Below are 21,934 nucleotides of genomic sequence, written 5' to 3' on the forward strand. Positions count from 1 at the left end.
TCGTCCGTATTGGCCGCGCGATCCTGAACTCCATGGTTCGCTCGCGTATACTGCGCGCCTTGTTTCGGAGACCGGCATGCTCGACCAGGCACAGCGCATCCTTAAAGACGTATTCGGCTACGACGCGTTTCGTGGCAACCAGGGCGCGATCATCGAGCGTGTCGGCAGTGGCGGCGATGCGCTGGTACTGATGCCGACCGGCGGCGGCAAGTCCCTGTGCTACCAGGTTCCGGCGCTGTTGCGCGAAGGACTGGCGGTGGTGGTTTCGCCGCTGATCGCGCTGATGGACGACCAGGTCGCGACACTCGACGAGCTGGGCGTCTCGGCCGTTGCGCTCAACTCGACGCTGAGCGCCGATGAGCAGCGCGAGATCGCTGAGCGCATCCGGCGCAACGAGATCAAGATGCTCTATCTCGCGCCTGAGCGACTGGTTCAGCCCCGCATGCTGGCGTTCCTGCAGCGGCTGGAGATCGCCCTGTTTGCCATCGACGAGGCCCATTGCGTCTCCCAGTGGGGGCACGACTTCCGTCCCGAGTACATGCAGCTGGGCCAGCTGGCCGAACTGTTTCCTGGCGTGCCGCGTATTGCGCTGACCGCGACGGCGGACAAGCGGACGCGGGAAGAAATCGTCCAGCGCCTGCATCTGGAGAACGCCGAACGGTTTCTCTCCAGCTTCGACCGACCGAACATCTTCTATCGCATCGTGCCCAAGGAGCAGCCGCGCAAGCAGTTGTTGGGTTTTCTAGCCGAACGCCGCGGCGATGCCGGCATTGTCTATTGCATGTCGCGCAAGAAGGTCGATGACCTGGCTGCGTTCCTCAGCGAGCAGGGCTTTCCGGCACTGCCATACCACGCGGGCCTGCCCAACGAGCTGCGCGCCTATCACCAGAAGCGTTTCCTCAACGAGGAAGGCCTGATCATGGTCGCGACCATCGCCTTCGGCATGGGGATCGACAAGCCCAACGTGCGCTTCGTCGCCCACCTTGATCTGCCCAAGTCGCTGGAAGCCTACTATCAGGAAACCGGACGGGCAGGGCGCGACGGGCTGCCTGCCGACGCCTGGATGGCCTATGGCCTGCAGGATGTGATCTTCCTCAAGCAGATGCTCAACAACTCAGAGGGTGATGAGCGGCACAAGCGGGTCGAGCAGCACAAGCTCGATGCCATGCTGGCGCTTTGCGAGGAAACCCGCTGCCGGCGCCAGGCGCTGCTCGCGTATTTCGATGAAGAGCTACCCAACCCCTGCGGTCATTGCGACAACTGCGTCGATGGCGTGCAGACCTGGAATGCCACCGAGCCCGCCCGTCAGGCGCTATCGGCGATCTACCGCAGCGGCCAGCGTTACGGCGTCGGCCATCTGGTGGACATCCTCCTCGGGCGTGACAATGACAAGGTCCGCGGCTTGGGCCATCAGCATCTGTCGGTGTTCGGTATGGGCAGGGCGCTGGCTGAGGCTGAGTGGCGTTCGCTGTTTCGCCAGCTGGTGGCGCGCGGGCTGGCGGACGTCGACCTGGATGGTTTCGGGGGGCTGCGTCTGAGTGACAGCTGCCGGCCATTGCTGCGTGGAGAGGTGAGTCTCGAACTTCGCCGTGATCTGACCAGCAAGGCACCGAAGCCGGCAGCCAGTGCCGCCAGCCAGCTGGTGCGCAGCGAGGAACGGGAAACCTGGGAAGCGCTGCGCACCTTGCGCCGCAAACTGGCCGAAGAACACGGTGTGCCGCCGTATGTGATTTTCCCGGATGCCACGCTGCTGGAGATGCTACGCAGCCAGCCGGCCTCGCTGTCGGACATGGCCACCATCAGCGGTGTCGGCGCGCGCAAGCTGGAGCGCTACGGTCAGGCCTTCCTGGAGGTTCTGCAAGGCAGCGTCGAAGTGGCCAAGTCACCTGCCGATCTGCGACACGAATTGATCACGCTGGCGCGCGCAGGCATGACGCCTGCACAGATCGCGCGTCAGCTCGACTGCAGTGAGAAGAACGTCTACGCGATGCTCGCCGAAGCCATCGGTCTGCAACAGCTGAGCCTGGAACAGGCGCTGGATCTGCCCGAGGATCTGCTCGGGGAAATCCAGGAGGCCTTTCTCGACGGCGAGGGCGAGCTGCCACCGGTGAGCGCCGTGGCCGAGCAGTTCGCTGGGCGGGTACCCGAACAGGTGCTTTATTGCGTGCGTGCCGCACTGCAGGTCGAGTTCGAATTGTAACTAGGTGCATCCTGCAGCTCGGTCTGAAGCCGCTGCGACAGCTGGCGTCTGCCGGGCTGCAACGCCAGCCGTGCCATCATTACGACTTCTGTCGCTCGATCAGGGTTCGAAGGTCGTCTTGCCTGCTTTCCGGAGCTGTGGTTAGCTCACTAATAATTAGTTTTTGCAGGAATGGCCGTACATGTACGCCGAGCAACATCGCTTTGCCATGCAATTGGCACAACTTTCTCGTGGCTGGCGCGCTGAATTGGATCGACGCCTGGCTGATCTCGGACTCTCGCAGGCGCGCTGGCTGGTGCTGTTGCACCTGGCCCGTTTCGATCACGAACCCACTCAGCGCGAGCTGGCCCAAAGCGTTGCCGTTGAAGGGCCGACGCTGGCCCGCTTGCTCGATAGTCTCGAAGCGCAGGGGCTGGTGCATCGCAAGGCGTCTGCAGAGGATCGCCGGGCCAAACGTATTTCCCTGGGTGCGCCGGCACGGCCGCTGATCGAGAAGATCGAGGCGATTTCCACACAGGTGCGTCAGGAAGCCTTTGCCGGGATCGACGAGGAAGATCTGCGCAAGTGCCAGCAGGTGCATGCACGGATCCTGGCCAATCTCGACCGGCGCTGATCCAGGCCGGGCACGCCGGCTAGAAGCTGCGCCCCAGATTCATGTACAGCGCCTGTTCCTCCTCGTCATTGAAGCCGAAGCCGAAGTTCAGTGGCCCCAGTGGCGTGTCGTAGCCGAGAAAGATGCTCGCGGCGTTGATATAGCCGCTGTCGAAGGCATTGTCGGCATTCCAGGCGCGACCGCGCTCCAGTGATCCACCGAGATAGAGCGGGAAGTCCAGCGGCTGAAACGCTCGCGGCGTCACGCGACGGTAGTACACCATGCGCGCCAGGCTGACGTTCTGGCCGGCCAGGGCATCCTGACGGAAGCCCGACAGCTGACGCGCGCCGCCAAGCAGAAAGCTCGACGTCACCACTTCCGCGTCATCCAGCGTGCGACCGTAGCGCCCACCGAGCACCCAGGTGTTGGCACCGTGGCTGAGTGCCTTGTCCAGCTTGAGGTGCCACTGTCGATAACGCTGGTCCGAACTCAGGCTGGGGTCGTACTGACGCATGGTCAGGCGGATATCCTCGCCTTCGCGGGGAAAGTCGATGTTGTCGAGGGTGTCGAACGAGTACTGCAGCTCGTAGTAGCCCTCGGTAAAGCTGAAGTCGGGTAGATCCTGTTCGCCGATTCGCACATCGGCCTCACCCCAGGCCTGGCCGATTCCAAAGCGGATCTCGCCATTGTTGGCGATCTGTCTGCCGAGATTGAGACCGTAGCCGTAGCGTTGCAGGCGGTACTCGGCAATCGGATCGTTGTCGAGAATGGACTCGACGTTCTGCGCCTCGACGAACAGGTTCGGCGCGACGAACCAGCGCGAGCCGGCATCCAGCGGCTGGTAGAACTCGCTGTAGAGTTCCTGCCGATCACCCAGCTGCAGCCGGGTAAGCCACTCGGCACCCAGTTCGTTGATGCCGTTCTTCCGATAACTCGCACCGAGGTTGAATACGCTGTCGCCGCGGAAGTCGTCGGACAGGCTCAGGCCCAGTCGCAGGTAATCGGTGCCGGTGCGCTTCTCGCGGGCGTTGATGACCAACGTATTGCCGAGCTTGCCGCGTTGAACGCGATATTCCACGCGCTCGAAATAGTCCAGGCCATAAAGGGTGCCCATGTCCTTCTGCAGGTCCTCCAGATCCAGCGGTTCACCGATCGGCTGGCGGACATGCCGGCGGATCACCGCATCGCTGACCTTCGAGTCGTTCTCCACCCTAATAGCGGTGATGACCGGTGTTCGCGGGTCGCTGGAGCGCGCAAGGCTCAGTGCCGGATTGCCACCGGTGGTGATGCGCATTTCGGCAAGACGTCCCTCCAGAGCCAACGTGGCACGGTAGCCGGCATCGACCAGCTGTTCGGCGCGGGCGAAGTCGGTGGAGCCGTAAGCGGCCAACGGCGGCTGGATCAGAAGGTCCTGCGACTGCAGGGTGGCCAGCTGCGCTTCGGAGTTGCGGCGGGTCATCATGGTGGTGGTCTGGTTGAGCACGTCGACTACTGTCAGCAATTCCTTGCGCGGCTTGAGCGGCGTGCCGATGTCCACCACGATCAGGCGGTCGACGCCCATGTCGCGTGCCACGTCCATCGGGATGTTGTCGACCATGCCGCCATCCACCAGCAGGCGGCCGTCCAGCTCCACCGGTGCGAACACGGCCGGAATCGACATGCTGGCGCGAATCACCTGGGGCAGGTGGCCGCTGCGAAAGACCACCTTTTCATCGTTGGCAATATCCGTGGCCACCGCACGGAAGGGGATCGGCAGCTGGTCGAAGTCGCGGGTGTCGCTGGCGTGCACCAGCAGGCGCTCGAGCAGCAGCGCGAGGTTCTGCCCTTGAATCACGCCCAGCGGCAGGCCGAGGCTGCCGTCGTCGCGGAAGCTCAGCTTCTGCTTGATGAGGAAATCACGGTCGTCCTGCTTGCGGCGGTAGGGGATGTCCTGGCGCGGCGGATCGTCGGACAGCACTTGCTGCCAGTCGAGGGTCAATGCCAGGCGCTCGAGTTCGGCAACGCTATAGCCTGCTGCGTATAACCCGCCGACCACCGCGCCCATGCTGGTGCCGGCGATGGCGTCGATGCGTACGCCTTGCTCTTCCAGCGCCTTGAGCACGCCGATATGAGCCAGCCCGCGCGCCGCACCGCCAGACAGGACGAGCCCGGTCTTCGGCTGAGCCGGCTCGGCGAACAGCGGCGGCAGGGTTAACAGCATCAGCAGGGAAACGAACAGGCGGAGCATGGCTGAACCGGGGAAGGGGGGAGAGGCGGCTATTATAGGCCGCCGTATCCCCTTCGGAGCTGTCCTGAATGACCGCAAGCAAACCGGAAATCGTCATTACGTATTGCACCCAGTGTCAGTGGCTGCTGCGTGCTGCCTGGCTCGCACAGGAGCTGCTGTCGACCTTTGCCGATGACCTGGGCCGCGTCTGTCTGGTACCCGCCACAGGCGGCACCTTCCATATCAGCTGCGATGGCGTGCAGATCTGGGAGCGCAAGCTCGATGGCGGCTTTCCCGAGGCGAAGGAGCTCAAGCAGCGCGTGCGTGATCGCATCGACCCGCAGCGCTCGTTGGGGCATAACGACCGCTGAGCGTCAGCTGGCCACTTTCGGAACGACACTCGGCGGGCTTTTCAAGCGGCTGGTAACCACGCTGGCGATGATGATCAAGGCGCCGCCGAGCAGCATGCGTAGCGTCGGCTGCTCGCCGAACAGCCACCAGGCGAAGGCGATGCCGTAGACCGGTTCGAGAGCGAAGATCACCGACGTCGTACGCGCCTTCAGGACCCGCAGGCTAGCGACGAACAGGCTGTGTGCGAGTCCGGTGCAGAGCACGCCGAGCAGAGCCAGCCAGAGCCAGTCCTGCGCGGGTATCGCGGGTATCGTCGACCAGCAGAATGTCAGCAGGGCTGCGAGGATCGCCAGGTTCTGCCAGAGCGCCGAGCGAACCGGATCGAGGCCGCGGGTGACGGCACGGTTGAGCAGCGACAGGAGCGCGAACAGCAGGCCGGAAAGCACACCGTAGAGCAATCCGGCAGTCGGTCCGCTGCTGAGATCGAACGCCGGCGCGACAAGCAGCAGGCCGGCACAGACCAGCCCGACCATGGCGAACTCGATGGCGCGGGTGCGTTCGCGGAACAGCAGGCCTTCGAGCAGCACGGTGAAGGCGGGGAAGCTGGCAAAGCCCAGGGTTGCAATGCCGACGCCAGCGATCTTCACTGCGATGAAGAACGTCAACCAGTGCGCACCCAGCAACAGCCCGCCCAAGGCCAGACCGCCACGCTGCCGCCAGTTTGGCGTCGCCCCGCTGGGTCGCAGCAACTGCGCCACCAGTAGCAGGGCCAACACGGCGAACAGTGCACGACCAAAGGTGATGATCAGCGCCGAGCTTTCGGCCAGTTTTCCGAGCACGCCGGACAGGCCGAACATCAGCGCGCCGAGATGGATGGCCAACAGGGCGTTGCGCGGCGTCATGGAACGATCCACCCGAGCGAGTGGTGTGTGCGTGCGGTGTGGTGTGAACGGATGAGTAGGGTCATGGCTACCTGAACCTTGCGAATCAGGACCATGCTAGGCCGTGGCTTGGAGTGTGTCTGTCGCGTCAGTCACCGGTTTTGTCGCGCAGCTCGCGTCGCAGTGCGCGGGGTGCGCAGCCTCGTGCGCGAACCAGTGCGGCGGTGAAGGCGCTTTGCGAGGCATAGCCCACCTGCGCGGCGATCTCGCCGATCGGCAGGAGGGTGTCGTGCAACAGCGCCTCGGCATGCTGCAAGCGGCGCTGGCGTACGTGTTCCATCGGCGTTCGGCCCGTCTCGCGAAGAAAGCGCGCGTGCAGACCTGCCACCGACAACCCGGCGATACGGGCCAGGTCGGCAACCTGAAGTGGGTGGGATAGATGCTGATCGATGAAGGCGTCGATAGCGGCGACCGGCAGCGCGTGTTGGTCATGGTGGATATGTTGTCCACTGGCCAGACTGGCGAGCAGGAGTACGGCGCCCTGTTCGGCAATCAATGGATCATTGATCGGGCTGTGCGCCAGCCAGGCGACCAGGCGCTGCTGGCTGGCGTTCAGGCGCACGGTATCCGGTCGATCGATCAGACGCAGGCTGGGTTCGGTGTGGTGGCCCAAGCGCTGACGAACCCAGCTCTCCGACGGGAGATCGAGCACCAGGCAGTGACTGCCGGTGACACTGGCACAGGCATGGTGAGTGGCGGACGGAATTACCGCGAGACTCTGCTCGCCGACGCGGCTGCCGCGCCCGGCAATCTCGAATTCCAGCAGTCCTTTCAGGCCGAACACCAGTTGCGGGTGTTCGTGGCTATGGGCGATGAGGTGGTGATGGTAGTTGCGCAGCGATAGCATCTGGCGGCTGTCCCGAAGCAGGCCCGCTGACCATTGGTCTGTGCGGTGAGTTGGTTGAGGCAAGTTCGGATGAACATGGCTCCAAGACAAGGCGCTGCGACGAGTCATAGCGGGCTATGGCGAGGAGCTGCAACACCGTATCGGGGCCTTGGGCGCCGAAATTGACCAACTGAACTTACCAAACAGGGCACTTGGCCAGATTCGGTTAGTCAACGGCTGGCTGCCAGCGGTCAGAGAATCAGAGGATGACCTTGTCGCGAAGTTTCTCGGCCGCTTGCTGCAGTGCCTGAATCACGCGCTCCTTGTCGAAGTTCTGCACGCCGTTGGTATCCAGGTACATGGAGAAGCCGGGGAGTTCATGCTCGACGAAACTGCAGGTGGCGCCAAGGTCGCGGCGGAAGTCCACCACTTGGTAGATCTGCACCGGGCGGGAGAAACCCTTGACCGCGATCTGGCCCTTGTCGCGGCACATGATGACGTCTTTGATCAGCGAATAGGTTTCGTGGGAGATCAGGATCTCGCTGGCCTCGGCGGCGCTTTCAAGACGGCTGGCCAGGTTCACTTCGCGCCCGATGATGGTGTAGTCCATGCGCGTATCGGCGCCGAAGTTGCCCACCGTGCAATAACCGGTGTTGATGCCCATGCGGATTTCCATGGGTTTGGTAATGCCCTGCGCGCGCCATTGCTGGCGCAGCACCTTCATGTGTTTGCGCATGGCGATGGCCATGGAAACCGCTGCCACCGCGTCTTTCTTGGCACCCTGGCTAGAAGGGTCACCGAAGAACACCATCACGCAGTCGCCGACGAACTTGTCGATGGTGCCACCGTACTTCAGGGCAATCTTCGACATCTCGTTTAGGTAGTTGTTGAGCAGGTCGGTAAGGGCCTCGGCCTCCAGTTCCTCGGCCAGCTCGGTGAATCCCTTGATGTCGGAGAAGAACACGGTGAGCCGCTTGCGCTGGGTTTCCAGGCGAACGCTGCGTTTGCCAGTGAAGATCGACTCCCATACCTGGGGCGAGAGGTATTTGGCGAGGTTGCGTGCCAGGCGCGCGGCCTTGGCCTGCTCCGTTTCGATCTCCTTGCGCGCCTGGGCGAGGCGCTGGCCCTGCTGGTGCACGAAGTAGGCGGTGGCGCATATGTAAAAGGTCGTGAACAGGATGCTCACCAGAGAAACCAGTGGCGGTGTGGTACCGCGGTAGCTCAGGGGCACCACGAGAGATGCCAGGCCAACCCCGACACCCACGCAGATCAGCGAGATGGCGAGGTTACGCAGGCTGCCGCTCACCAGCGCGCTGAAGCTGAGTGTCAGCAGAAACATCAGGCTGGGCACGATCGAAAAACCGAGCAGCAATATGCCGCCACCGGCGTTCAAGGCATCCAGGCAGAGCAGAACCTGCGCTGTGCGCTCGGGATGATCGCGCTTGAAGCGATAGCTCAGGTGATAGGCCAGGTGCGGATAGAGCAGGGCGTACGGCACCATCCACAGCAGGTCCATCGAGAAATACTGGGTGTAGGTACCAGCTGCAAGCGTGGCGGCGCAGATCAGGTAGGCGAGCACGCGGGAGTAGTACTCGCGCAACGGGCGAGTGGCGAGGCCATTGCGGCGCTCAACCGGAGTGGAAGTCATGTGTGCGTACGATCCCTGGTAGTTTTTCGACGCCGTTCTCTCGCGCCTTGCAGACTGACGCTAGGCTCGATCGTCGGGTCACCCTGCGAAGGCGACAGCTTTCGAGCACATCAGCGACAGCCTCGCGATCACGGGGCCAGCTCGGCGATGGCCGGCCCGCGCGAAAGCCGTCAGATCATAACCAAGCAACGCCGCATCGCCAAACCAGAGGATGAAAACAATGATGGCACCGGTCGGATAGCCGCTGTCATCAGGCTCAGAAGCGAATCCGGCCCGTCAGCATGTCCTTGAACATCACCCAGTCGCCGAGAAAGCTGTAGAGCGGATACTGGAATGTCGCCGGCCGGTTCTTCTCGAAGATGAAGTGGCCGACCCAGGCGAAGCCATAACCGGCCACCGGCATCGCCAGCAACCAGAGCCACTGCTGGGTAAGGAGTGCGTAGCCAAGTATGCCCAGCACCAGCAGGCTACCGACGAAGTGCAGGCGACGGCAGGTGGGGTTGCTGTGCTCGGCGAGATAGAACGGATAGAAATCGGCAAAGCGGCTGAAGCGTTCGGCGGTTTGCGTACTCATGGCGTACCTCCTGTTATTGTCGCGCACAGACTAGTCATCGCTAACCTTGCGTGTCAGTGACAATCAGGGCCAGTTTAGTAGCCTTAGGCGCAGCTGCCCCACCTATCGAAGAACAAGAAAACCCCATGACCGAACGCACCACTTCCTCGAGCTGGGCGCTGAGTATCGTCCAGGCCCTGGAGTCCGCCGGGATCGATTGCCGCCAGTTGTTCATTGAGCTGCATCTGGACTATGCCGCTCTGGACGACCCCGACGCGCGCTTTGCCCAGGATGACATGACGCGCCTTTGGCAACGCGCGGTGGCGGTTTCCGGTGACCCCGCGATTGGCCTGAACATGGCGCGCCAGGCGCGGCCGGCTGCGCTGAACGTGGTCGGCTATGCGCTGATGTCCAGCCGCAATCTCAAGGAAGGCTTCGCCAGATTGGTGCGCTACCAGCGGATCATCGCCGAGGGTGCCGATCTGGATTTCCAGCCCTGCGCACAGGGCTATCGGTTGAGTCTGACGATAATCGGCGACCGCTTGCCGCCAGCTAGGCAAAGTGCCGAAGGCTCCCTGGCAGGCTGCCTGACATTCTGCCGCTGGCTCACAGGAACGCCGTTGCTGCCGCTGGAAGTCAGCTTTCAGGGCCAACCGCCGGATGATCTGGAGCCCTATCGGCAGCTGTTCCAGGCGCCTTTGCGCTTCGACGCGCCTCGCTACGCGTTGCTGTTTCGCGAAGAGGATGTGGAAATGCCGTTGCCGACGGCCAATGAAGCGCTGGCGCAATTGCATGATCGTTTCGCCGGTGAGTACCTCTCGCGCTTCTCCGACAGCAAAGTTATGCATCGCGCGCGGCAGATACTCTGTCGATTGCTGCCGCAGGGCGAGCCCAGGCGCGAAGTCGTGGCGCAGGCGCTTTGCCTGTCGGAGCGCACCCTGCAACGGCGTCTGCAGGAGGAGGGCAGCAGCTTCCAGCAATTGCTGGACGATACGCGTCGCGATCTGGCGGTGCAGCACCTCGCCCAGCCGGACCTGGCGCCGCTGGAAATCGCCTATCTGCTTGGCTTCGCCGATCCGAGCAATTTCTACCGGGCGTTCAAGCGCTGGTTCGGCGTCACGCCCGGCGAATACCGTCTGGCCGCGCGCCCACGACAGTAGGAACCTGTGAAAGCCCACATAGCCTTAGCTAGAGAAGATCGGTTACTTATATGCGCCTTTCCATGATGGAGTGACCCAATTGGCCACCAGCCTGCTCGCGTTAATAGACGATATTGCGACCGTACTCGACGACGTCTCGCTCATGACCAAGGTGGCGGCCAAGAAGACCGCTGGCGTACTGGGCGACGATCTGGCACTCAATGCGCAGCAGGTGACCGGGGTGAATGCCGACCGGGAACTGCCTGTGGTGTGGGCAGTGGCCAAGGGCTCGTTTCGCAACAAGGCGATCCTGGTCCCCGCTGCGTTGCTGATCAGTGCCTTTCTGCCCTGGGCAATCACACCGCTGTTGATGCTCGGCGGCGCCTTTCTCTGTTACGAGGGGTTCGAGAAGCTGGCGCACCGCTTTCTTCATAGCGATGACAGCGATCACGCGGAGACGGTGAAGGCGCTCGCCGACCCGTCCGTGGACATGGTGGCGTTCGAGAAGAAAAAGATCAGCGGCGCGGTGCGTACCGACTTCATCCTCTCCGCCGAAATCATCGCCATCACCCTCGGCACGGTCGCCGCCGCGTCGTTCAGTCAGCAGGTCATGGTTCTGGTGGGCATCGCCATCCTGTTGACGATAGGCGTCTACGGGCTGGTAGCCGCCATCGTCAAGCTCGACGATCTTGGTCTGGCCCTGAGCAAGCGGGCCAGCGGTGTGGCCAGCGCCATCGGGCGCGGCATTCTTAGCGTCGCGCCGTGGCTGATGAAGTCGCTGTCGGTCATCGGCACCGCGGCGATGTTCATGGTGGGCGGCGGCATCCTCACGCACGGTATACGCGCCGTGCATCATTTCATCGAGAACAGCGCCCACGAAGCGCTCGGACTGCCCTATATCGGAGCGGTACTCGGCGGCCTGTTGCCGACGCTGCTCGACGCCGCATTCGGCATCGTCGCCGGCGGCGTGGTATTGGCGTTGGTTACGCTTGGCGGCCGGCTGTTCAAGCGCGGCTCCGGCGCCGCGGCCTGAGTCAGTGGCGCCAGAAGGCCGGGGTCAGCAGCACCAGCACCGTGATGATCTCCAGGCGTCCCAGCAGCATGCCGATCGACAGCAGCCATTTGGCCGTGTCGGGCAGTGTGGAGAAGTTGCCGGCTGGCCCGATGATCTCGCCCAGCCCCGGGCCGACGTTGCAGACCGCGGTCGCCGCGCCCGTGAGCGCGGTGATCGGGTCGAGGCCCAGCAGCGCCAGGCACAGCGCCAGCACGCCGATGGTCATGGTGATGAAGAAGGAAAAGGTCAGGATCGAGCGAACGATTTCTTCGTCCAGATTGTGCCCGTTGTACTGCTGGCGGATTACCGCGCGGGGGTGAATCAGCTGCTTGAAGTTGGCGCGTAGCAGCGAGTAGGCCACCTGGAAGCGGAACATCTTCAGCCCGCCCGACGTCGAGCCCGAGCAGCCGCCGACGAAGGTCAGGTAGAAGAATGCCATGACGGCGAAACCGCCCCACTGGGTGTAGTCATCCACCGCGAAACCGGTCGTGGTAACCACGGAAACTACGCTGAAGGTCACGATGCGCAGTGCATCCAGCGCCGGAATGTCATTGTTCAGCCAATACCAGCCGCTGAACAGCACGCTGGTGATGGTGAGCATCAGGACGAAGCCTCGCACCTGCTGATCCTTGAGCAGCGCCGTGCGATGGCCTCGCAGCGTCATCACGTACAGGGTGAACGGCAGACTGCCGAGCAGCATGAAGAATACCGCGACCCAGTGCGCGGACGGCCCGAACTTGCCCATCGATGCATCGGAGGTGGAAAAGCCGCCAGTGGCGACGGTCGACATCGCATGGTTGATGGCATCGAACATGCTCATGCCGGTCAACAGGAAGGCCAGAAACGCGGCGACGGTAAACGTCACGTAGATGACCAGCAGGTACTGCCCGGCCACGTGCGAGCGCGGCATCACCTTCTCCGACCAGTCCGAGGACTCGGTCTGGAACAGCCTCATGCCACCGACTCGCAGCAGCGGCAGAATCGCGATCGCCATGCCGATGAAGCCGATGCCACCCAGCCAGTGCAGCAGCGAGCGCCACATCAGCAGCCCGGGCGATGCGCTATCCAGTCCCGAGAGCACGGTGGCGCCAGTCGTGGTGATACCGGACATGGTTTCGAAGAAGGCGTCCGAATAGCTGATGTGCTGAATCAGCATCAGCGGCAAGGCGGCGAAACAGCAGACCACCACCCAGCTGATCGTGGTCAGGAAGTACATGTCGCGCGGCCGCAGGTTGGTGTTGGCCGGTCTGCCCGGTGCGACAAGGGCGAAGCCGCAGGAAAAGGTGATCAGGCTGCCCCAGATGAATGCCTGCAGGTCATCGGTGCGTTCGAATGCCAGCAGGGTCAGCATCGGAATGATCATGCTGACGGCCAGGGTGATCAGGAAAATGCCGAGGATGAAACCGATGATGCGTAAGGTCGGCAGGGCCATGTAGAGGGTGCTCGGCACGGTGAAAGAGGGCGGACATTCTACTCGCGTCGCTCCGCCAGTAAACCGCCCGACGGCTGGTAGAAAAATGTTTTCTCGGCAGCCGCGGAGCCCCTTCCCAAGCGCAGCGCCATGAATAGAATAGCCGCCCGGGCGCCGGCCCATTTCCGGTCTCTGGGTGTTCACCTTCCATGTCAATCGACAATCCCTGCCTCACGTGCGGCGCCTGCTGCGCGTACTTTCGTGTGTCCTTCTATTTTGGTGAATGCGTTTCTGCCGGCGGTGCGGTGCCGGACCAGCTGACGGTTCAGGTTTCGCCGTTTCATGTGGCCATGCTCGGGACCGAGAGCAAGCCTGCGCGCTGCGTCGGACTGCTGGGCGATGTCGGTTGCGGCGTGCGCTGCAGCATGTACGAGCAGCGTTCGAGCACCTGCCGCGAATTTGAGGCGTCCTGGGAGAACGGCGAGCACAATGCGCATTGCGACGCGGCGCGGGCGGCACACGGCCTGCCACCGCTGGTGCCGCCGCTGCAGCCGCAGCTCTCGCCGGATCGGGTGGCTTGACCTGGTGGGCTGTTTGGTAAGTTCGGTTGGTCAATTTCGGATGACCATGGCCCCGATACTGTGTTGCTGCTCCTTGCCATAAGCGCGCTATGACTCGTCGCAGCGCCTTGTCTCGGATCCATGTTCGTCCGAACTTGCCTCAACCAACTCACTGCACAGGCCACCAGCGCCGGCCGGCGCGTTGTTTGCGCTGTCGGCCGGCCATCACTCGCGGTACGTCGCCAACACCCTCTAGAATGTCCGACCCTTTCAGGAGGTAATGGATGGACGCTCTGGACCTGTTGCTCAACCGTGTATCTGTCACTCGCCTATGCGAGCCGGCACCCGATGCCGATCAACTCGATCTGCTTTTTCGTGCAGCCTTGCGTGCGCCGGATCACGGCCAGTTGCACCCCTGGCGCTTCCTGACCGTCGAGGGCGATGCGCGCGGCAAGCTCGGTGAGCTGTTTGCCGACGCTCTGCAGGCCCGGCAGACCGATGCCTCGGACGAAGCGCTGCAGAAGGCGCGCAACATGCCGCTGCGTGCGCCGATGTTGATCGTGGTGATCGCCAGTCCGAAGGCGCACCCGAAAGTCCCGGAAGGCGAACAGCTGCTGGCTGCCGGCTGCGCGGCGCATGGTCTGCTGTTGGCCGCCCATGCCCAGGGGATCGGCGCGGTGTGGCGCACCGGTGAGTTCGCCTATGACCCGCATGTAATGAAGGGACTGGGCCTGGCCGAGCAGGAACGTCTGCTGGGCTTCCTGTACCTGGGCACGCCGGAGGGCCGCATCCGTAGCGCTCCGGTGCTCGAGCCCGAGGCTTTCGTCAGCGCCTGGAACGGTCAGTGATGGGCCTGGATTTCTGACACCGTGCTTGCTGCGTTTGCCAACGGCAGACGCAGGCTCGCGATAAAGCCGCCATCGGGGTGGTTGGCCAGCTGCAGCTGCCCGCCGTGGCGCTCGGCCGCACGGCGGGCGATGGCCAATCCGAGGCCATGCCCGGCCGCCGTTTGTCCTGGCGCTCGGAAGAAGGGTTGGCTCAGTTGCGGCAGGTGTTCGTCGGCGACTCCTGGCCCGTGGTCGCGCACACTCAGTACCAGCTCGTCACCGTCGCGCTGCGCGCGCAGCTCCACGGGCACGCCCTCGGGGTTGAAGCGCAGGGCGTTGCGCAACAGATTGTCCAGCGCACGTTCGAGCATTTCCGTCCAGCCAGTGAATGCCAGGCCTGGCTCGACCCGGCTGTCGATACGTTGGGCAGGCGCGACGATGCGGGCGTTGTCCTCCAGTTGTTCGAACATTGCTGGCAGGTCGACGGCCGTTGTCGTGCCGGGTTCCGCATCCAGGCGCGAGAGTTCGAGAATCTCGCTGATCAACGCTTCCAGCCGATCGCATTCCTTTGCCAGTCGCGGCCAGATCACTTCGCGTTCGCTCGGGCTGGCGCGTTCGGCCAGTGCCTGGGCAATGCGCAGGCGCGCCAGCGGTGAGCGCAGTTCATGGGATACGTCGCGCAATAACTGGCGCTGACTGCCGATCAGCGCCTGCAGCCGTGCGCCCATGCGATTGAAATCGCTCGCCAGCACGCCGAGTTCGTCGCGCCGTGTTGCCAGGCGGGCAAGGGACTGCTGCTGATAGCTGGTCTGTCCCAGATCGTGCACGGCACGGCGCAGGCGATCCAATGGGCGGGTGATGGACAGCGTCAGCAGCAGGCTGAAGCCGGTGAGCACCACCAGTGCGATGCCCAGCGCGCTGAGCGGCCAGGCCAGGCTGCCGCGATGCCAGGCCTGCAGTTCGGGATAGGGAATGCGGTAGATGAACAGGTAGGTTTCACCGCTGGTCGGGCTGGTGTAATCGGCGGTGAGGCGTCGCCAGGGCAGTGGGCGCTCGCGATCCTGATGGCGCGCCTCGAAGGCGGCGGCGCGGGCGGGGAAGGTGCCGCGGATGATTGGCTGGCCGTTTTCCGCCAGCACCTGTACATCGACCCGTGCACGATGCCGGTGCTGTTCCAGCAGGCGCTGTGCAGCCAGCGGGCCCTGGCGCTCGTAGACCTCGGTCCAGGTTTCGGCGAGACCTTGCAGCGCCGGGTGGCGGCCGAGAATCCAGGCGTCCTGGTTCAACGCGTGGCCGAGCAACATGGCCAGGCCGGCAACCAGTGCAATGGCCAGCCAGAAGGTTGCGAGTATGCGCCAGAACAGTGATCGCACTGGGTCTCTCCACGGCAAAGCCCGGCAGCTCCCACCGGCGTTCTGAATGCTTGGCGGAGCCTGCCGGGCAGGTTTCAGGAAGGGCGCAGATCAGTTCTTCTGATCGCGGTCCGCTTTCCATTTGAGGAACTCGGCACGTTCGGCGCGCTTTTCTTCCATCTTCTTCATGCCTTCGTCGAAGGCCTTGTGCTGCTCGGGCTTGAGCAGCGCGCGCATGCTCTGGTGGGTCTTCTCGCGGCTGGCGTCGAGATCGTTCTGCATGGCCTTGCGCTCGGCTTCGGGCAGCTTGTCGAGGTAGCGCTGGGTGATCTGCTGGCGCTGCCGCATCTGCTCGCCCATCAGCTTGCGCATTTCGCGTTGCTGTTCCTTTGTCAGGTCCAGGTCCTGAAACATGTGCGGGGAGTTCTTGCCGCCGTGATGACCGTCGTGCATGCCGCCGGGCATGGCGAAGGCGAGGGTCGGAACGGCAGCGGCGAACAGCAGGGCTACGAGTGATTTGCGCATGGTGAAAACTCTCCTGTGTAGGGAAACCGGCCATACCGACGCGTTGCTCATTGGCGGCAGGTCTGTGACCGGATGAGTTCAGTCTACGCAGGGCAAGGTCAAGGGCGGTCAGCTCAGGGTAAAGCCTCGGTAAAGACGATCAAACCGCGTACAGATAGCCGCGGCTGCGCAGAGCGACGATCCGCGGGCTGCCGTCGGCGTGCGGACCAAGCTTGCGCCGCAGGTTGCTGACGTGCATGTCCAGGCTGCGGTCGTAGAGGGTGAGCTTGCGTCCCAGGGCGTGCTGGGCAAGGGTCTGCTTGTCGATAGGCTCGCCCGGTTGCGCGAGCAGCGTTTCGAGGATGCGGCCTTCGGAGAGCGTCAGGCTGACGTCATGACCGCCGACGCTGGCCACGCCGCGTGCCGGGCTGTAACAGAGATCGCCGAACTCGACCTGGCTGGGCGTCGCGGTCGGCTGGCTGCGGCGCAACACGGCACGCAGGCGTGCGGTGAGCTCTCGCGGGTCGCAGGGCTTGGCCAGGTAATCGTCTGCGCCAAGTTCGAGGCCGAGAATCCGATCCAGCGGCTCGCCGCGACCCGACAGCATCAGTACCGGCAGATCGGGATGTTCACTGCGCAGTTGCTTGAGCAGCTCCAGGCCACTGCCGTCGGGCAGCATCACGTCCAGGACCACCGCGGCTGGCTGGTACTGCGCCAGCGCCTGGCGTGCACTGTTGCCATCGTGGCAGGCATGGGCGACGAAACCTTCCTGAGCGAGCCAGCTGATCAGCAGCTCGCAGAGTTCTTCGTCATCGTCGATAAGCAGCAATTCACTCATGTCGGCTCAGGTACTCAGTTGAGCCACTGGCGTCGACGGCGACCGCGCGTGACCAGCAGGCCCAGGGTGAAACTGACGACCCCGACAGCACCACCGACGGCGAACCACTGTTGCTGTTCGTTCAGCATCGCGGGCAGCACTTTTGCCTGCTCGGTCTGCAACTGCAGGCGCAAGCGGCGATTTTCCTCGCGCAGACGCAGCAACAGAGCTTCGGTGGTGTCAGCGCTCGGGCCGGCAGGCTCTGGCTCGGCAACGGCGTCAAGCTCGTCGTATTCGGCGGGGTCGCCGGGCTCGGTCACCGGAACAGCAGGTTCCGTTATTGCTTCCTCGGCATACAGCGCCGGGGTGAGCAGGGTCAGGGCAAACAGCAGGGCAAGCGATCGTTGACGCATCGGAACTCCTATTTCCTTACGAGGCCGTGGGCTGCCAGCGGCCGGGCTATTCCCTGCTGTGTCGGCTCAGGGCAGTACTTTCTTGAAGGGCTTGACCACCACGTTCACGTATACGCCGGCGGCCTTGTACGGATCGGCGTCGGCCCACTGCTGCGCGGCTTCCAGCGAATCGAACTCGGCGACTACCAGACTGCCGCTGAACCCGGCTTCGCCCGGGTCGTTGCTGTCGATGGCTGGGTGCGGGCCGGCGAGAACCAGGCGACCTTCGTTCTTCAGCTGCTCCAGGCGTGCCAGGTGGGCCGGGCGAGTGGCGAGGCGGTCCTGCAGGGAATTCGGTGCGTCGGTGGCGATAACGGCGTAGAGCATGGTCGATCCTCGTTCGCGTAGGGGCGTATATAAAAAAGTACAGAAAGCCCGGCATGGTGACAGTGCCGGCGCGGCTTCTTTGTCGCGCGGGTCCAGGCGCTACACACAACGGACCGCGCCGTGCAGCGCGGCATCATAGCAAACGGCGCTTGCGACGGAAGCGCTGCGCTTTCCCCCGCTGCAGCGGTTGATGGCACGCAGGATGGTATCGGCGGTCGAAGCAAGAGCGGTTTGCGGCGCCTGCAGCGCTGGCTGGCCGTAATGACGGTGACGACACGAGCCAAAGCGCCGGTGCGGCGTTAGACTAGTCGGCCGTTTGCGCCGGAGCACCCCGTCTTTCGGGCCGGTGAAGCCTTACCGCCGCAGGCATACGGATTCTTATCGAGGTGTCTGCATCTCACTGGAGCGCGTTACCAGATGATTGTCGATCTGCATTGCCACAGCACCGCCTCGGACGGCGCGCTGGCGCCTGCCAAGCTGGTGGAGCGAGCCCATGCGCGTGGTATCGAGATGCTGGCGCTCACCGACCACGACACGGTCGACGGCCTTGCCGAGGCGCGGGCAACTGCGCAGGCGCTCGGTATGCAGCTGGTCAATGGCATCGAGCTTTCTTGCCTGTGGAACGGGGCTACCATTCATGTATTGGGCTACGCCTTCGACGCTGATGCGCCTGCGCTGCAGCAGGCGATCGCACAACTGCACGAAGGACGTTGGCGCCGCGCCGAACTGATCGGCCAGCGCCTCGAAGCGAAGGGGATGCCGGGTGCGCTGGAAGGCGCGCGGGCACTTCAGCAGGAACTCGGCGACAGTGGCAACGCACCGGCGCGGCCGCATTTCGCCGATTTTCTCGTGCGTGCCGGTCATGTCCGCGACCGTGCCGAAGCGTTTCGCAAATGGCTGGGTTCGGGCAAGCTCGGCGACGTCAAGCAGCATTGGCCGAGCCTGGAGCAGACAGTCCAGACCCTGCGTGACGCAGGTGCGTGGATCAGCCTGGCGCACCCGTGGCAGTACGATTTCACTCGCAGCAAGCGGCGCCGGCTGGTGATCGATTTCGCCCAGGCCGGCGGTCACGCGCTGGAGGTGGTCAACGGCATGCAGCCGCTGGAACAGGTCGGCGGTCTGTCGATCCTGGTACGTGAGTTGGGCCTGATGGCCACAGTGGGCAGTGATTTCCATGCGCCCGGCGACTGGTCGGAACTGGGGCTGTACCGCAGCCTGCCGGAGGACCTGTCGCCGCTTTGGAGACATTTCGATCATGAGCGCCGCATACCTGCTGCCAGCTGAACAGGGAGTTTCCATGAGCCAGTTCTTTCAGATCCATCCGGACAACCCACAACCGCGCCTGATCAAACAGGCCGTGGAAATCATCCGCAAGGGCGGGGTAGTGGTCTACCCGACCGACTCCAGTTATGCCGTCGGCTGCTCGATGGGTAACAAGGCCGGCATCGAACGCATCCGCCGGCTGCGCCAGCTTGATGACAAGCACAACTTTACGCTGGCCTGTCGCGATCTGTCGCAGCTTGGCCTTTTCGCCAAGGTCGATACCGCGGCCTTTCGCCTGCTCAAGGCTCATCTGCCCGGTCCCTACACGATCATCCTGTCGGCTACCCGCGAGGTGCCGCGCATGTTGCTGCACCCCAAGCGCCGCACCATCGGCCTGCGCGTGCCGGCACAGCCGATCGCCCAGGCGCTGCTGGAAGAACTCGGTGAGCCGCTGATGAGCGTCAGCCTGATCCTTCCCGGTGAAGACCTGCCGATGAGCGACCCCTACGAGATGCGTGACGCGCTGGAGCATCAGGTAGACCTGATCATCGATGGCGGTTACGGTGGCCTCGAAGCATCGACCGTGGTCAGCCTGGTCGACGATCGGCCTGAAGTGATACGGGTCGGCTGCGGCGATCCCGAACCCTTCATGGCTTGAGCCTGGATGGCGAGCGTGCCTGTACAACATCGGGCCTGTCGGTGAGAGGGTTGAGGCAAGTTCGGATGAACATGGCTCCGAGACAAGGCGCGGCGACGCGGTATCTGGGCCATGCACCGAAATTGACCAACTGAACTTACCAAACAGGCCAATTAATCAAGGACACCCTTTTGAGCTCCATGGATTCACAGCGGCGCGTGGTTTCCGGCATGCGTCCAAGCGGCCGGCTTCATCTCGGTCACTACAACGGCGTATTGAAGAATTGGGTCAGGCTGCAGCACGAGTACGAGTGTTTCTTCTGCATCGTCGACTGGCACGCGCTGACCACCGACTACGAAAGCTCCGGCGAAATCTCGCAGAACATCATGGATATGGCGGTGGACTGGCTGGCTGCCGGCGTCAGTCCCAGTTCAGCGACGCTGTTCATCCAGTCACAGGTGCCGGAGCACGCCGAGCTGCACCTGCTGCTGTCGATGATCTGCCCACTTGGCTGGCTGGAGCGGGTGCCATCCTACAAGGAGCTGCAGCAGAATCTGCAGCACAAGGACCTGGATACCTATGGCTTCCTCGGATATCCACTGCTGCAGGCCGCGGACATCCTGATCTATCGTGCCGGGCTGGTGCCGGTCGGCGCCGACCAGCTGCCGCATATCGAATTCGCCCGCGACGTGGCGCGACGTTTCAACCATCTCTATGGCCGCGAAGCGGATTTCGAGGACAAGGCCGAAGCGGCGATCCGCAAGCTCGGCAAGAAGACCTCCAAGCTGTACGTCAGCCTGCGCAAGAGCTATCAGGAGCAGGGCGACGTCGAGGCGCTGAACACCGCCCGTGCGGTCATCAAGGAACAGCAGACCATCACCATCGGCGATCAGGAGCGGCTTTACGGCTACCTGGAAGGCTGCGGCAAGCTGCTGCTGCCGGAACCGCAGGCGCTGCTCGGCGAGCAACCGAAGATTTCCGGGCTCGACGGCGGCAAGATGGCGAAGTCCAACAGCAATGCGATCTACCTGCGCGATACGTCGAACGAGATCGAGGAGAAGATTCGCCGTATGCCCACCGATCCGGCCCGCGTGCATCGCAGCGACCCTGGTGAACCGACGCGCTGCCCGGTGTGGCAGATGCATCTGGTGCACTCCGAAGAGGCCGTCTGCCAGTGGGCAGAGCAGGGTTGCCGCAGCGCCGGCATCGGCTGCCTGGAGTGCAAGGGGCCGCTGATCGACTCGATCAAGGCTGATCTGACACCCCTGCAGGAACGCGCGCTGGACTACGAGCAGAATCCCGACCTGGTCCGCAGCATCCTCGCAGAAGGTGCGGAGCACGCTCGTGACGAGGCCCGTGAGACGCTGATCGAAGTTCGCCAGGCGATGGGCCTGAATTACCGCTGAGCGGCGCCTAAGCGGCCGGCTCCGAAGGATTTTCATGCAGCACACCGAGTCCCCCAGTCCCGAAGCGATCCAGCCCGGCGAGCAGCTACGCCTGGCGCTGGTCTATGGCGAGGCGGTGACCGAGCTGCCGCTGGACCTCTACATTCCGCCGGATGCGCTGGAAGTCTTTCTCGAAGCCTTCGAAGGCCCGCTGGATCTTCTGCTCTACCTGATCCGCAAGCAGAACATCGACATCCTCGATATTCCGGTGGCCGAGATCACCCGGCAGTACATGGGTTACGTCGAGCTGATGAAATCGGTGCGCCTGGAGCTGGCCGCCGAGTATCTGGTGATGGCCGCGATGCTCGCCGAGATCAAGTCACGCATGCTGCTGCCGCGCTCGGCCGAGGTCGCCGAAGAAGAGGATGATCCGCGCGCCGAGCTGATCCGCCGGCTGCAGGAGTACGAACGTTTCAAGGCCGCCGCCGAAGACATCGACGAGCTGCCACGGGTCGGCCGCGACCTGCAGGTGCCGCGTCTCGATGCACCCGAGGCGCGGGCGCGTAAGCTGCTGCCGGACGTGAGCCTGGAAGAGCTGCTGGTGTCGATGGCCGAGGTGCTGCGCCGCGCCGACATGTTCGAGAGCCATCAGGTCACCCGCGAAGCGTTGTCGACCCGCGAGCGCATGAGCGAAGTGCTCGAACGACTGAAGGACGGCGGTTTCGTCCCCTTCGTAGCGCTGTTCCGCATCGAGGAAGGGCGACTCGGCGTGGTGGTGACCTTCATGGCTGTGCTCGAGCTGATCAAGGAGTCGCTGGTCGAGCTGGTGCAGAACGAACCCTTTGCGCCGATTCATGTGCGCAGCCGTACCGAATAGGCATTTGCAGGA

The 21,934-nt window shown here is 63.4% G+C and carries 22 protein-coding genes; 11 read left to right on the top strand and 11 right to left on the bottom strand.

What is annotated here, in order from left to right:
* Positions 1 to 76: 76 nt before the first annotated feature.
* Together recQ and IEG05_RS17520 are read left to right on the top strand one after the other, a co-directional pair.
* Positions 77 to 2,200 (top strand): DNA helicase RecQ, encoded by a 2,124-nt coding sequence (recQ, locus tag IEG05_RS17515; protein ID WP_191122452.1) that lies wholly within the window; start codon positions 77 to 79, stop codon positions 2,198 to 2,200.
* A gap of 181 nt (positions 2,201 to 2,381) precedes the next feature.
* Positions 2,382 to 2,813: a MarR family transcriptional regulator gene (locus tag IEG05_RS17520; RefSeq protein WP_014820763.1), complete on the top strand. Its 432-nt coding sequence runs from the start codon at positions 2,382 to 2,384 to the stop codon at positions 2,811 to 2,813.
* A 19-nt stretch (positions 2,814 to 2,832) separates the two neighbouring features.
* Here IEG05_RS17520 and IEG05_RS17525 read toward each other — a convergent pair whose 3' ends face one another.
* Positions 2,833 to 5,019 (bottom strand): patatin-like phospholipase family protein, encoded by a 2,187-nt coding sequence (locus IEG05_RS17525; RefSeq protein ID WP_191122453.1) that lies wholly within the window; start codon positions 5,017 to 5,019, stop codon positions 2,833 to 2,835.
* Between the two features lie 68 nt (positions 5,020 to 5,087).
* Here IEG05_RS17525 and IEG05_RS17530 point away from each other — a divergent pair, with 68 nt between their 5' ends.
* A complete protein-coding gene (locus IEG05_RS17530) occupies positions 5,088 to 5,369 on the top strand; it encodes an Rdx family protein (protein ID WP_003300657.1) in 282 nt (93 codons plus the stop codon).
* Between the two features lie 3 nt (positions 5,370 to 5,372).
* Here IEG05_RS17530 and IEG05_RS17535 read toward each other — a convergent pair whose 3' ends face one another.
* From IEG05_RS17535 to IEG05_RS17550, 4 genes are all read right to left on the bottom strand, one after another.
* Positions 5,373 to 6,251, bottom strand: a complete 879-nt coding sequence (locus IEG05_RS17535; protein ID WP_191122454.1) for a DMT family transporter — start codon at positions 6,249 to 6,251, stop codon at positions 5,373 to 5,375.
* A 127-nt stretch (positions 6,252 to 6,378) separates the two neighbouring features.
* Complete coding sequence (locus IEG05_RS17540) at positions 6,379 to 7,137, bottom strand: AraC family transcriptional regulator (RefSeq protein WP_125876263.1); 759 nt, start codon at positions 7,135 to 7,137, stop codon at positions 6,379 to 6,381.
* Positions 7,138 to 7,375: 238 nt separating this feature from the next.
* On the bottom strand, positions 7,376 to 8,764 hold the full coding sequence (locus tag IEG05_RS17545) for an adenylate/guanylate cyclase domain-containing protein (RefSeq protein ID WP_003300653.1): 1,389 nt from the start codon (positions 8,762 to 8,764) through the stop codon (positions 7,376 to 7,378).
* Between the two features lie 256 nt (positions 8,765 to 9,020).
* Positions 9,021 to 9,338 carry an Mpo1-like protein gene (locus IEG05_RS17550; protein WP_003300651.1) on the bottom strand — a complete coding sequence of 106 codons (318 nt, stop codon included), beginning with the start codon at positions 9,336 to 9,338 and terminating at the stop codon, positions 9,021 to 9,023.
* 125 nt (positions 9,339 to 9,463) lie between these two features.
* Between IEG05_RS17550 and IEG05_RS17555 the strand changes: the two genes are divergently transcribed.
* Together IEG05_RS17555 and IEG05_RS17560 are read left to right on the top strand one after the other, a co-directional pair.
* A complete protein-coding gene (locus IEG05_RS17555) occupies positions 9,464 to 10,477 on the top strand; it encodes an AraC family transcriptional regulator (RefSeq protein WP_191122455.1) in 1,014 nt (337 codons plus the stop codon).
* Positions 10,478 to 10,556: 79 nt separating this feature from the next.
* Positions 10,557 to 11,489, top strand: a complete 933-nt coding sequence (locus tag IEG05_RS17560) for a DUF808 domain-containing protein (RefSeq protein ID WP_191122456.1) — start codon at positions 10,557 to 10,559, stop codon at positions 11,487 to 11,489.
* Between the two features lies 1 nt (position 11,490).
* On the opposite strand, the gene IEG05_RS17565 is transcribed toward IEG05_RS17560, so the two are convergent.
* Positions 11,491 to 12,942 carry a TrkH family potassium uptake protein gene (locus tag IEG05_RS17565; protein ID WP_014820755.1) on the bottom strand — a complete coding sequence of 484 codons (1,452 nt, stop codon included), beginning with the start codon at positions 12,940 to 12,942 and terminating at the stop codon, positions 11,491 to 11,493.
* A gap of 188 nt (positions 12,943 to 13,130) precedes the next feature.
* Between IEG05_RS17565 and IEG05_RS17570 the strand changes: the two genes are divergently transcribed.
* Both IEG05_RS17570 and IEG05_RS17575 read left to right on the top strand, forming a co-directional pair.
* The gene (locus tag IEG05_RS17570) at positions 13,131 to 13,502 is read left to right on the top strand and encodes a YkgJ family cysteine cluster protein (RefSeq protein ID WP_003300645.1); all 372 of its coding nucleotides are present in this window, start codon (positions 13,131 to 13,133) and stop codon (positions 13,500 to 13,502) included.
* A 263-nt stretch (positions 13,503 to 13,765) separates the two neighbouring features.
* Entirely contained in the window at positions 13,766 to 14,329 is a 564-nt protein-coding gene (locus IEG05_RS17575; RefSeq protein WP_045666003.1) for an NAD(P)H nitroreductase, read from the top strand.
* On the opposite strand, the gene IEG05_RS17580 is transcribed toward IEG05_RS17575, so the two are convergent.
* The 5 genes from IEG05_RS17580 to IEG05_RS17600 form a co-directional block, all read right to left on the bottom strand.
* On the bottom strand, positions 14,323 to 15,681 hold the full coding sequence (locus tag IEG05_RS17580) for a sensor histidine kinase (protein ID WP_045666004.1): 1,359 nt from the start codon (positions 15,679 to 15,681) through the stop codon (positions 14,323 to 14,325). The two genes, IEG05_RS17575 and IEG05_RS17580, sit on opposite strands and share 7 nt — an antisense overlap.
* Positions 15,682 to 15,771: 90 nt before the next feature.
* Positions 15,772 to 16,185: a Spy/CpxP family protein refolding chaperone gene (locus IEG05_RS17585; protein WP_191122457.1), complete on the bottom strand. Its 414-nt coding sequence runs from the start codon at positions 16,183 to 16,185 to the stop codon at positions 15,772 to 15,774.
* A 139-nt stretch (positions 16,186 to 16,324) separates the two neighbouring features.
* Positions 16,325 to 17,002, bottom strand: coding sequence for a response regulator transcription factor (locus IEG05_RS17590; RefSeq protein WP_191122458.1), 678 nt, complete (start codon positions 17,000 to 17,002; stop codon positions 16,325 to 16,327).
* A 14-nt stretch (positions 17,003 to 17,016) separates the two neighbouring features.
* Entirely contained in the window at positions 17,017 to 17,394 is a 378-nt protein-coding gene (locus IEG05_RS17595; protein ID WP_044314172.1) for an SH3 domain-containing protein, read from the bottom strand.
* Positions 17,395 to 17,460: 66 nt separating this feature from the next.
* Positions 17,461 to 17,760 (bottom strand): YciI family protein, encoded by a 300-nt coding sequence (locus IEG05_RS17600; RefSeq protein ID WP_003294265.1) that lies wholly within the window; start codon positions 17,758 to 17,760, stop codon positions 17,461 to 17,463.
* Between the two features lie 417 nt (positions 17,761 to 18,177).
* Here IEG05_RS17600 and IEG05_RS17605 point away from each other — a divergent pair, with 417 nt between their 5' ends.
* From IEG05_RS17605 to IEG05_RS17620, 4 genes are all read left to right on the top strand, one after another.
* Positions 18,178 to 19,044 carry a PHP domain-containing protein gene (locus tag IEG05_RS17605; RefSeq protein ID WP_041014367.1) on the top strand — a complete coding sequence of 289 codons (867 nt, stop codon included), beginning with the start codon at positions 18,178 to 18,180 and terminating at the stop codon, positions 19,042 to 19,044.
* A gap of 13 nt (positions 19,045 to 19,057) precedes the next feature.
* Positions 19,058 to 19,681, top strand: coding sequence for an L-threonylcarbamoyladenylate synthase (locus IEG05_RS17610; protein ID WP_014820748.1), 624 nt, complete (start codon positions 19,058 to 19,060; stop codon positions 19,679 to 19,681).
* 179 nt (positions 19,682 to 19,860) lie between these two features.
* Positions 19,861 to 21,066, top strand: a complete 1,206-nt coding sequence (locus IEG05_RS17615) for a tryptophan--tRNA ligase (protein ID WP_023445133.1) — start codon at positions 19,861 to 19,863, stop codon at positions 21,064 to 21,066.
* A gap of 34 nt (positions 21,067 to 21,100) precedes the next feature.
* On the top strand, positions 21,101 to 21,922 hold the full coding sequence (locus IEG05_RS17620; RefSeq protein WP_256445919.1) for a segregation and condensation protein A: 822 nt from the start codon (positions 21,101 to 21,103) through the stop codon (positions 21,920 to 21,922).
* The last annotated feature ends 12 nt before the right edge of the window (positions 21,923 to 21,934 follow it).

It is taken from the genome of Stutzerimonas kunmingensis (genome assembly GCF_014764705.1).
GTDB lineage: Bacteria > Pseudomonadota > Gammaproteobacteria > Pseudomonadales > Pseudomonadaceae > Stutzerimonas.

Coding starts and splice junctions, on each gene's coding strand:
- IEG05_RS17570 (WP_003300645.1), top strand. CDS start 13,131: ATGTCAATCGACAATCCCTGCCTCACGTGCGGCGCCTGCTGCGCGTAC.
- IEG05_RS17575 (WP_045666003.1), top strand. CDS start 13,766: ATGGACGCTCTGGACCTGTTGCTCAACCGTGTATCTGTCACTCGCCTA.
- IEG05_RS17525 (WP_191122453.1), bottom strand. CDS start 5,019: ATGCTCCGCCTGTTCGTTTCCCTGCTGATGCTGTTAACCCTGCCGCCG.
- IEG05_RS17615 (WP_023445133.1), top strand. CDS start 19,861: ATGGATTCACAGCGGCGCGTGGTTTCCGGCATGCGTCCAAGCGGCCGG.
- IEG05_RS17595 (WP_044314172.1), bottom strand. CDS start 17,394: ATGCGTCAACGATCGCTTGCCCTGCTGTTTGCCCTGACCCTGCTCACC.
- IEG05_RS17565 (WP_014820755.1), bottom strand. CDS start 12,942: ATGGCCCTGCCGACCTTACGCATCATCGGTTTCATCCTCGGCATTTTC.
- IEG05_RS17585 (WP_191122457.1), bottom strand. CDS start 16,185: ATGCGCAAATCACTCGTAGCCCTGCTGTTCGCCGCTGCCGTTCCGACC.
- IEG05_RS17535 (WP_191122454.1), bottom strand. CDS start 6,251: ATGACGCCGCGCAACGCCCTGTTGGCCATCCATCTCGGCGCGCTGATG.
- IEG05_RS17545 (WP_003300653.1), bottom strand. CDS start 8,764: ATGACTTCCACTCCGGTTGAGCGCCGCAATGGCCTCGCCACTCGCCCG.
- IEG05_RS17605 (WP_041014367.1), top strand. CDS start 18,178: ATGATTGTCGATCTGCATTGCCACAGCACCGCCTCGGACGGCGCGCTG.
- IEG05_RS17530 (WP_003300657.1), top strand. CDS start 5,088: ATGACCGCAAGCAAACCGGAAATCGTCATTACGTATTGCACCCAGTGT.
- IEG05_RS17550 (WP_003300651.1), bottom strand. CDS start 9,338: ATGAGTACGCAAACCGCCGAACGCTTCAGCCGCTTTGCCGATTTCTAT.
- IEG05_RS17610 (WP_014820748.1), top strand. CDS start 19,058: ATGAGCCAGTTCTTTCAGATCCATCCGGACAACCCACAACCGCGCCTG.
- IEG05_RS17540 (WP_125876263.1), bottom strand. CDS start 7,137: ATGCTATCGCTGCGCAACTACCATCACCACCTCATCGCCCATAGCCAC.
- IEG05_RS17590 (WP_191122458.1), bottom strand. CDS start 17,002: ATGAGTGAATTGCTGCTTATCGACGATGACGAAGAACTCTGCGAGCTG.
- IEG05_RS17520 (WP_014820763.1), top strand. CDS start 2,382: ATGTACGCCGAGCAACATCGCTTTGCCATGCAATTGGCACAACTTTCT.
- IEG05_RS17600 (WP_003294265.1), bottom strand. CDS start 17,760: ATGCTCTACGCCGTTATCGCCACCGACGCACCGAATTCCCTGCAGGAC.
- IEG05_RS17555 (WP_191122455.1), top strand. CDS start 9,464: ATGACCGAACGCACCACTTCCTCGAGCTGGGCGCTGAGTATCGTCCAG.
- recQ (WP_191122452.1), top strand. CDS start 77: ATGCTCGACCAGGCACAGCGCATCCTTAAAGACGTATTCGGCTACGAC.
- IEG05_RS17620 (WP_256445919.1), top strand. CDS start 21,101: ATGCAGCACACCGAGTCCCCCAGTCCCGAAGCGATCCAGCCCGGCGAG.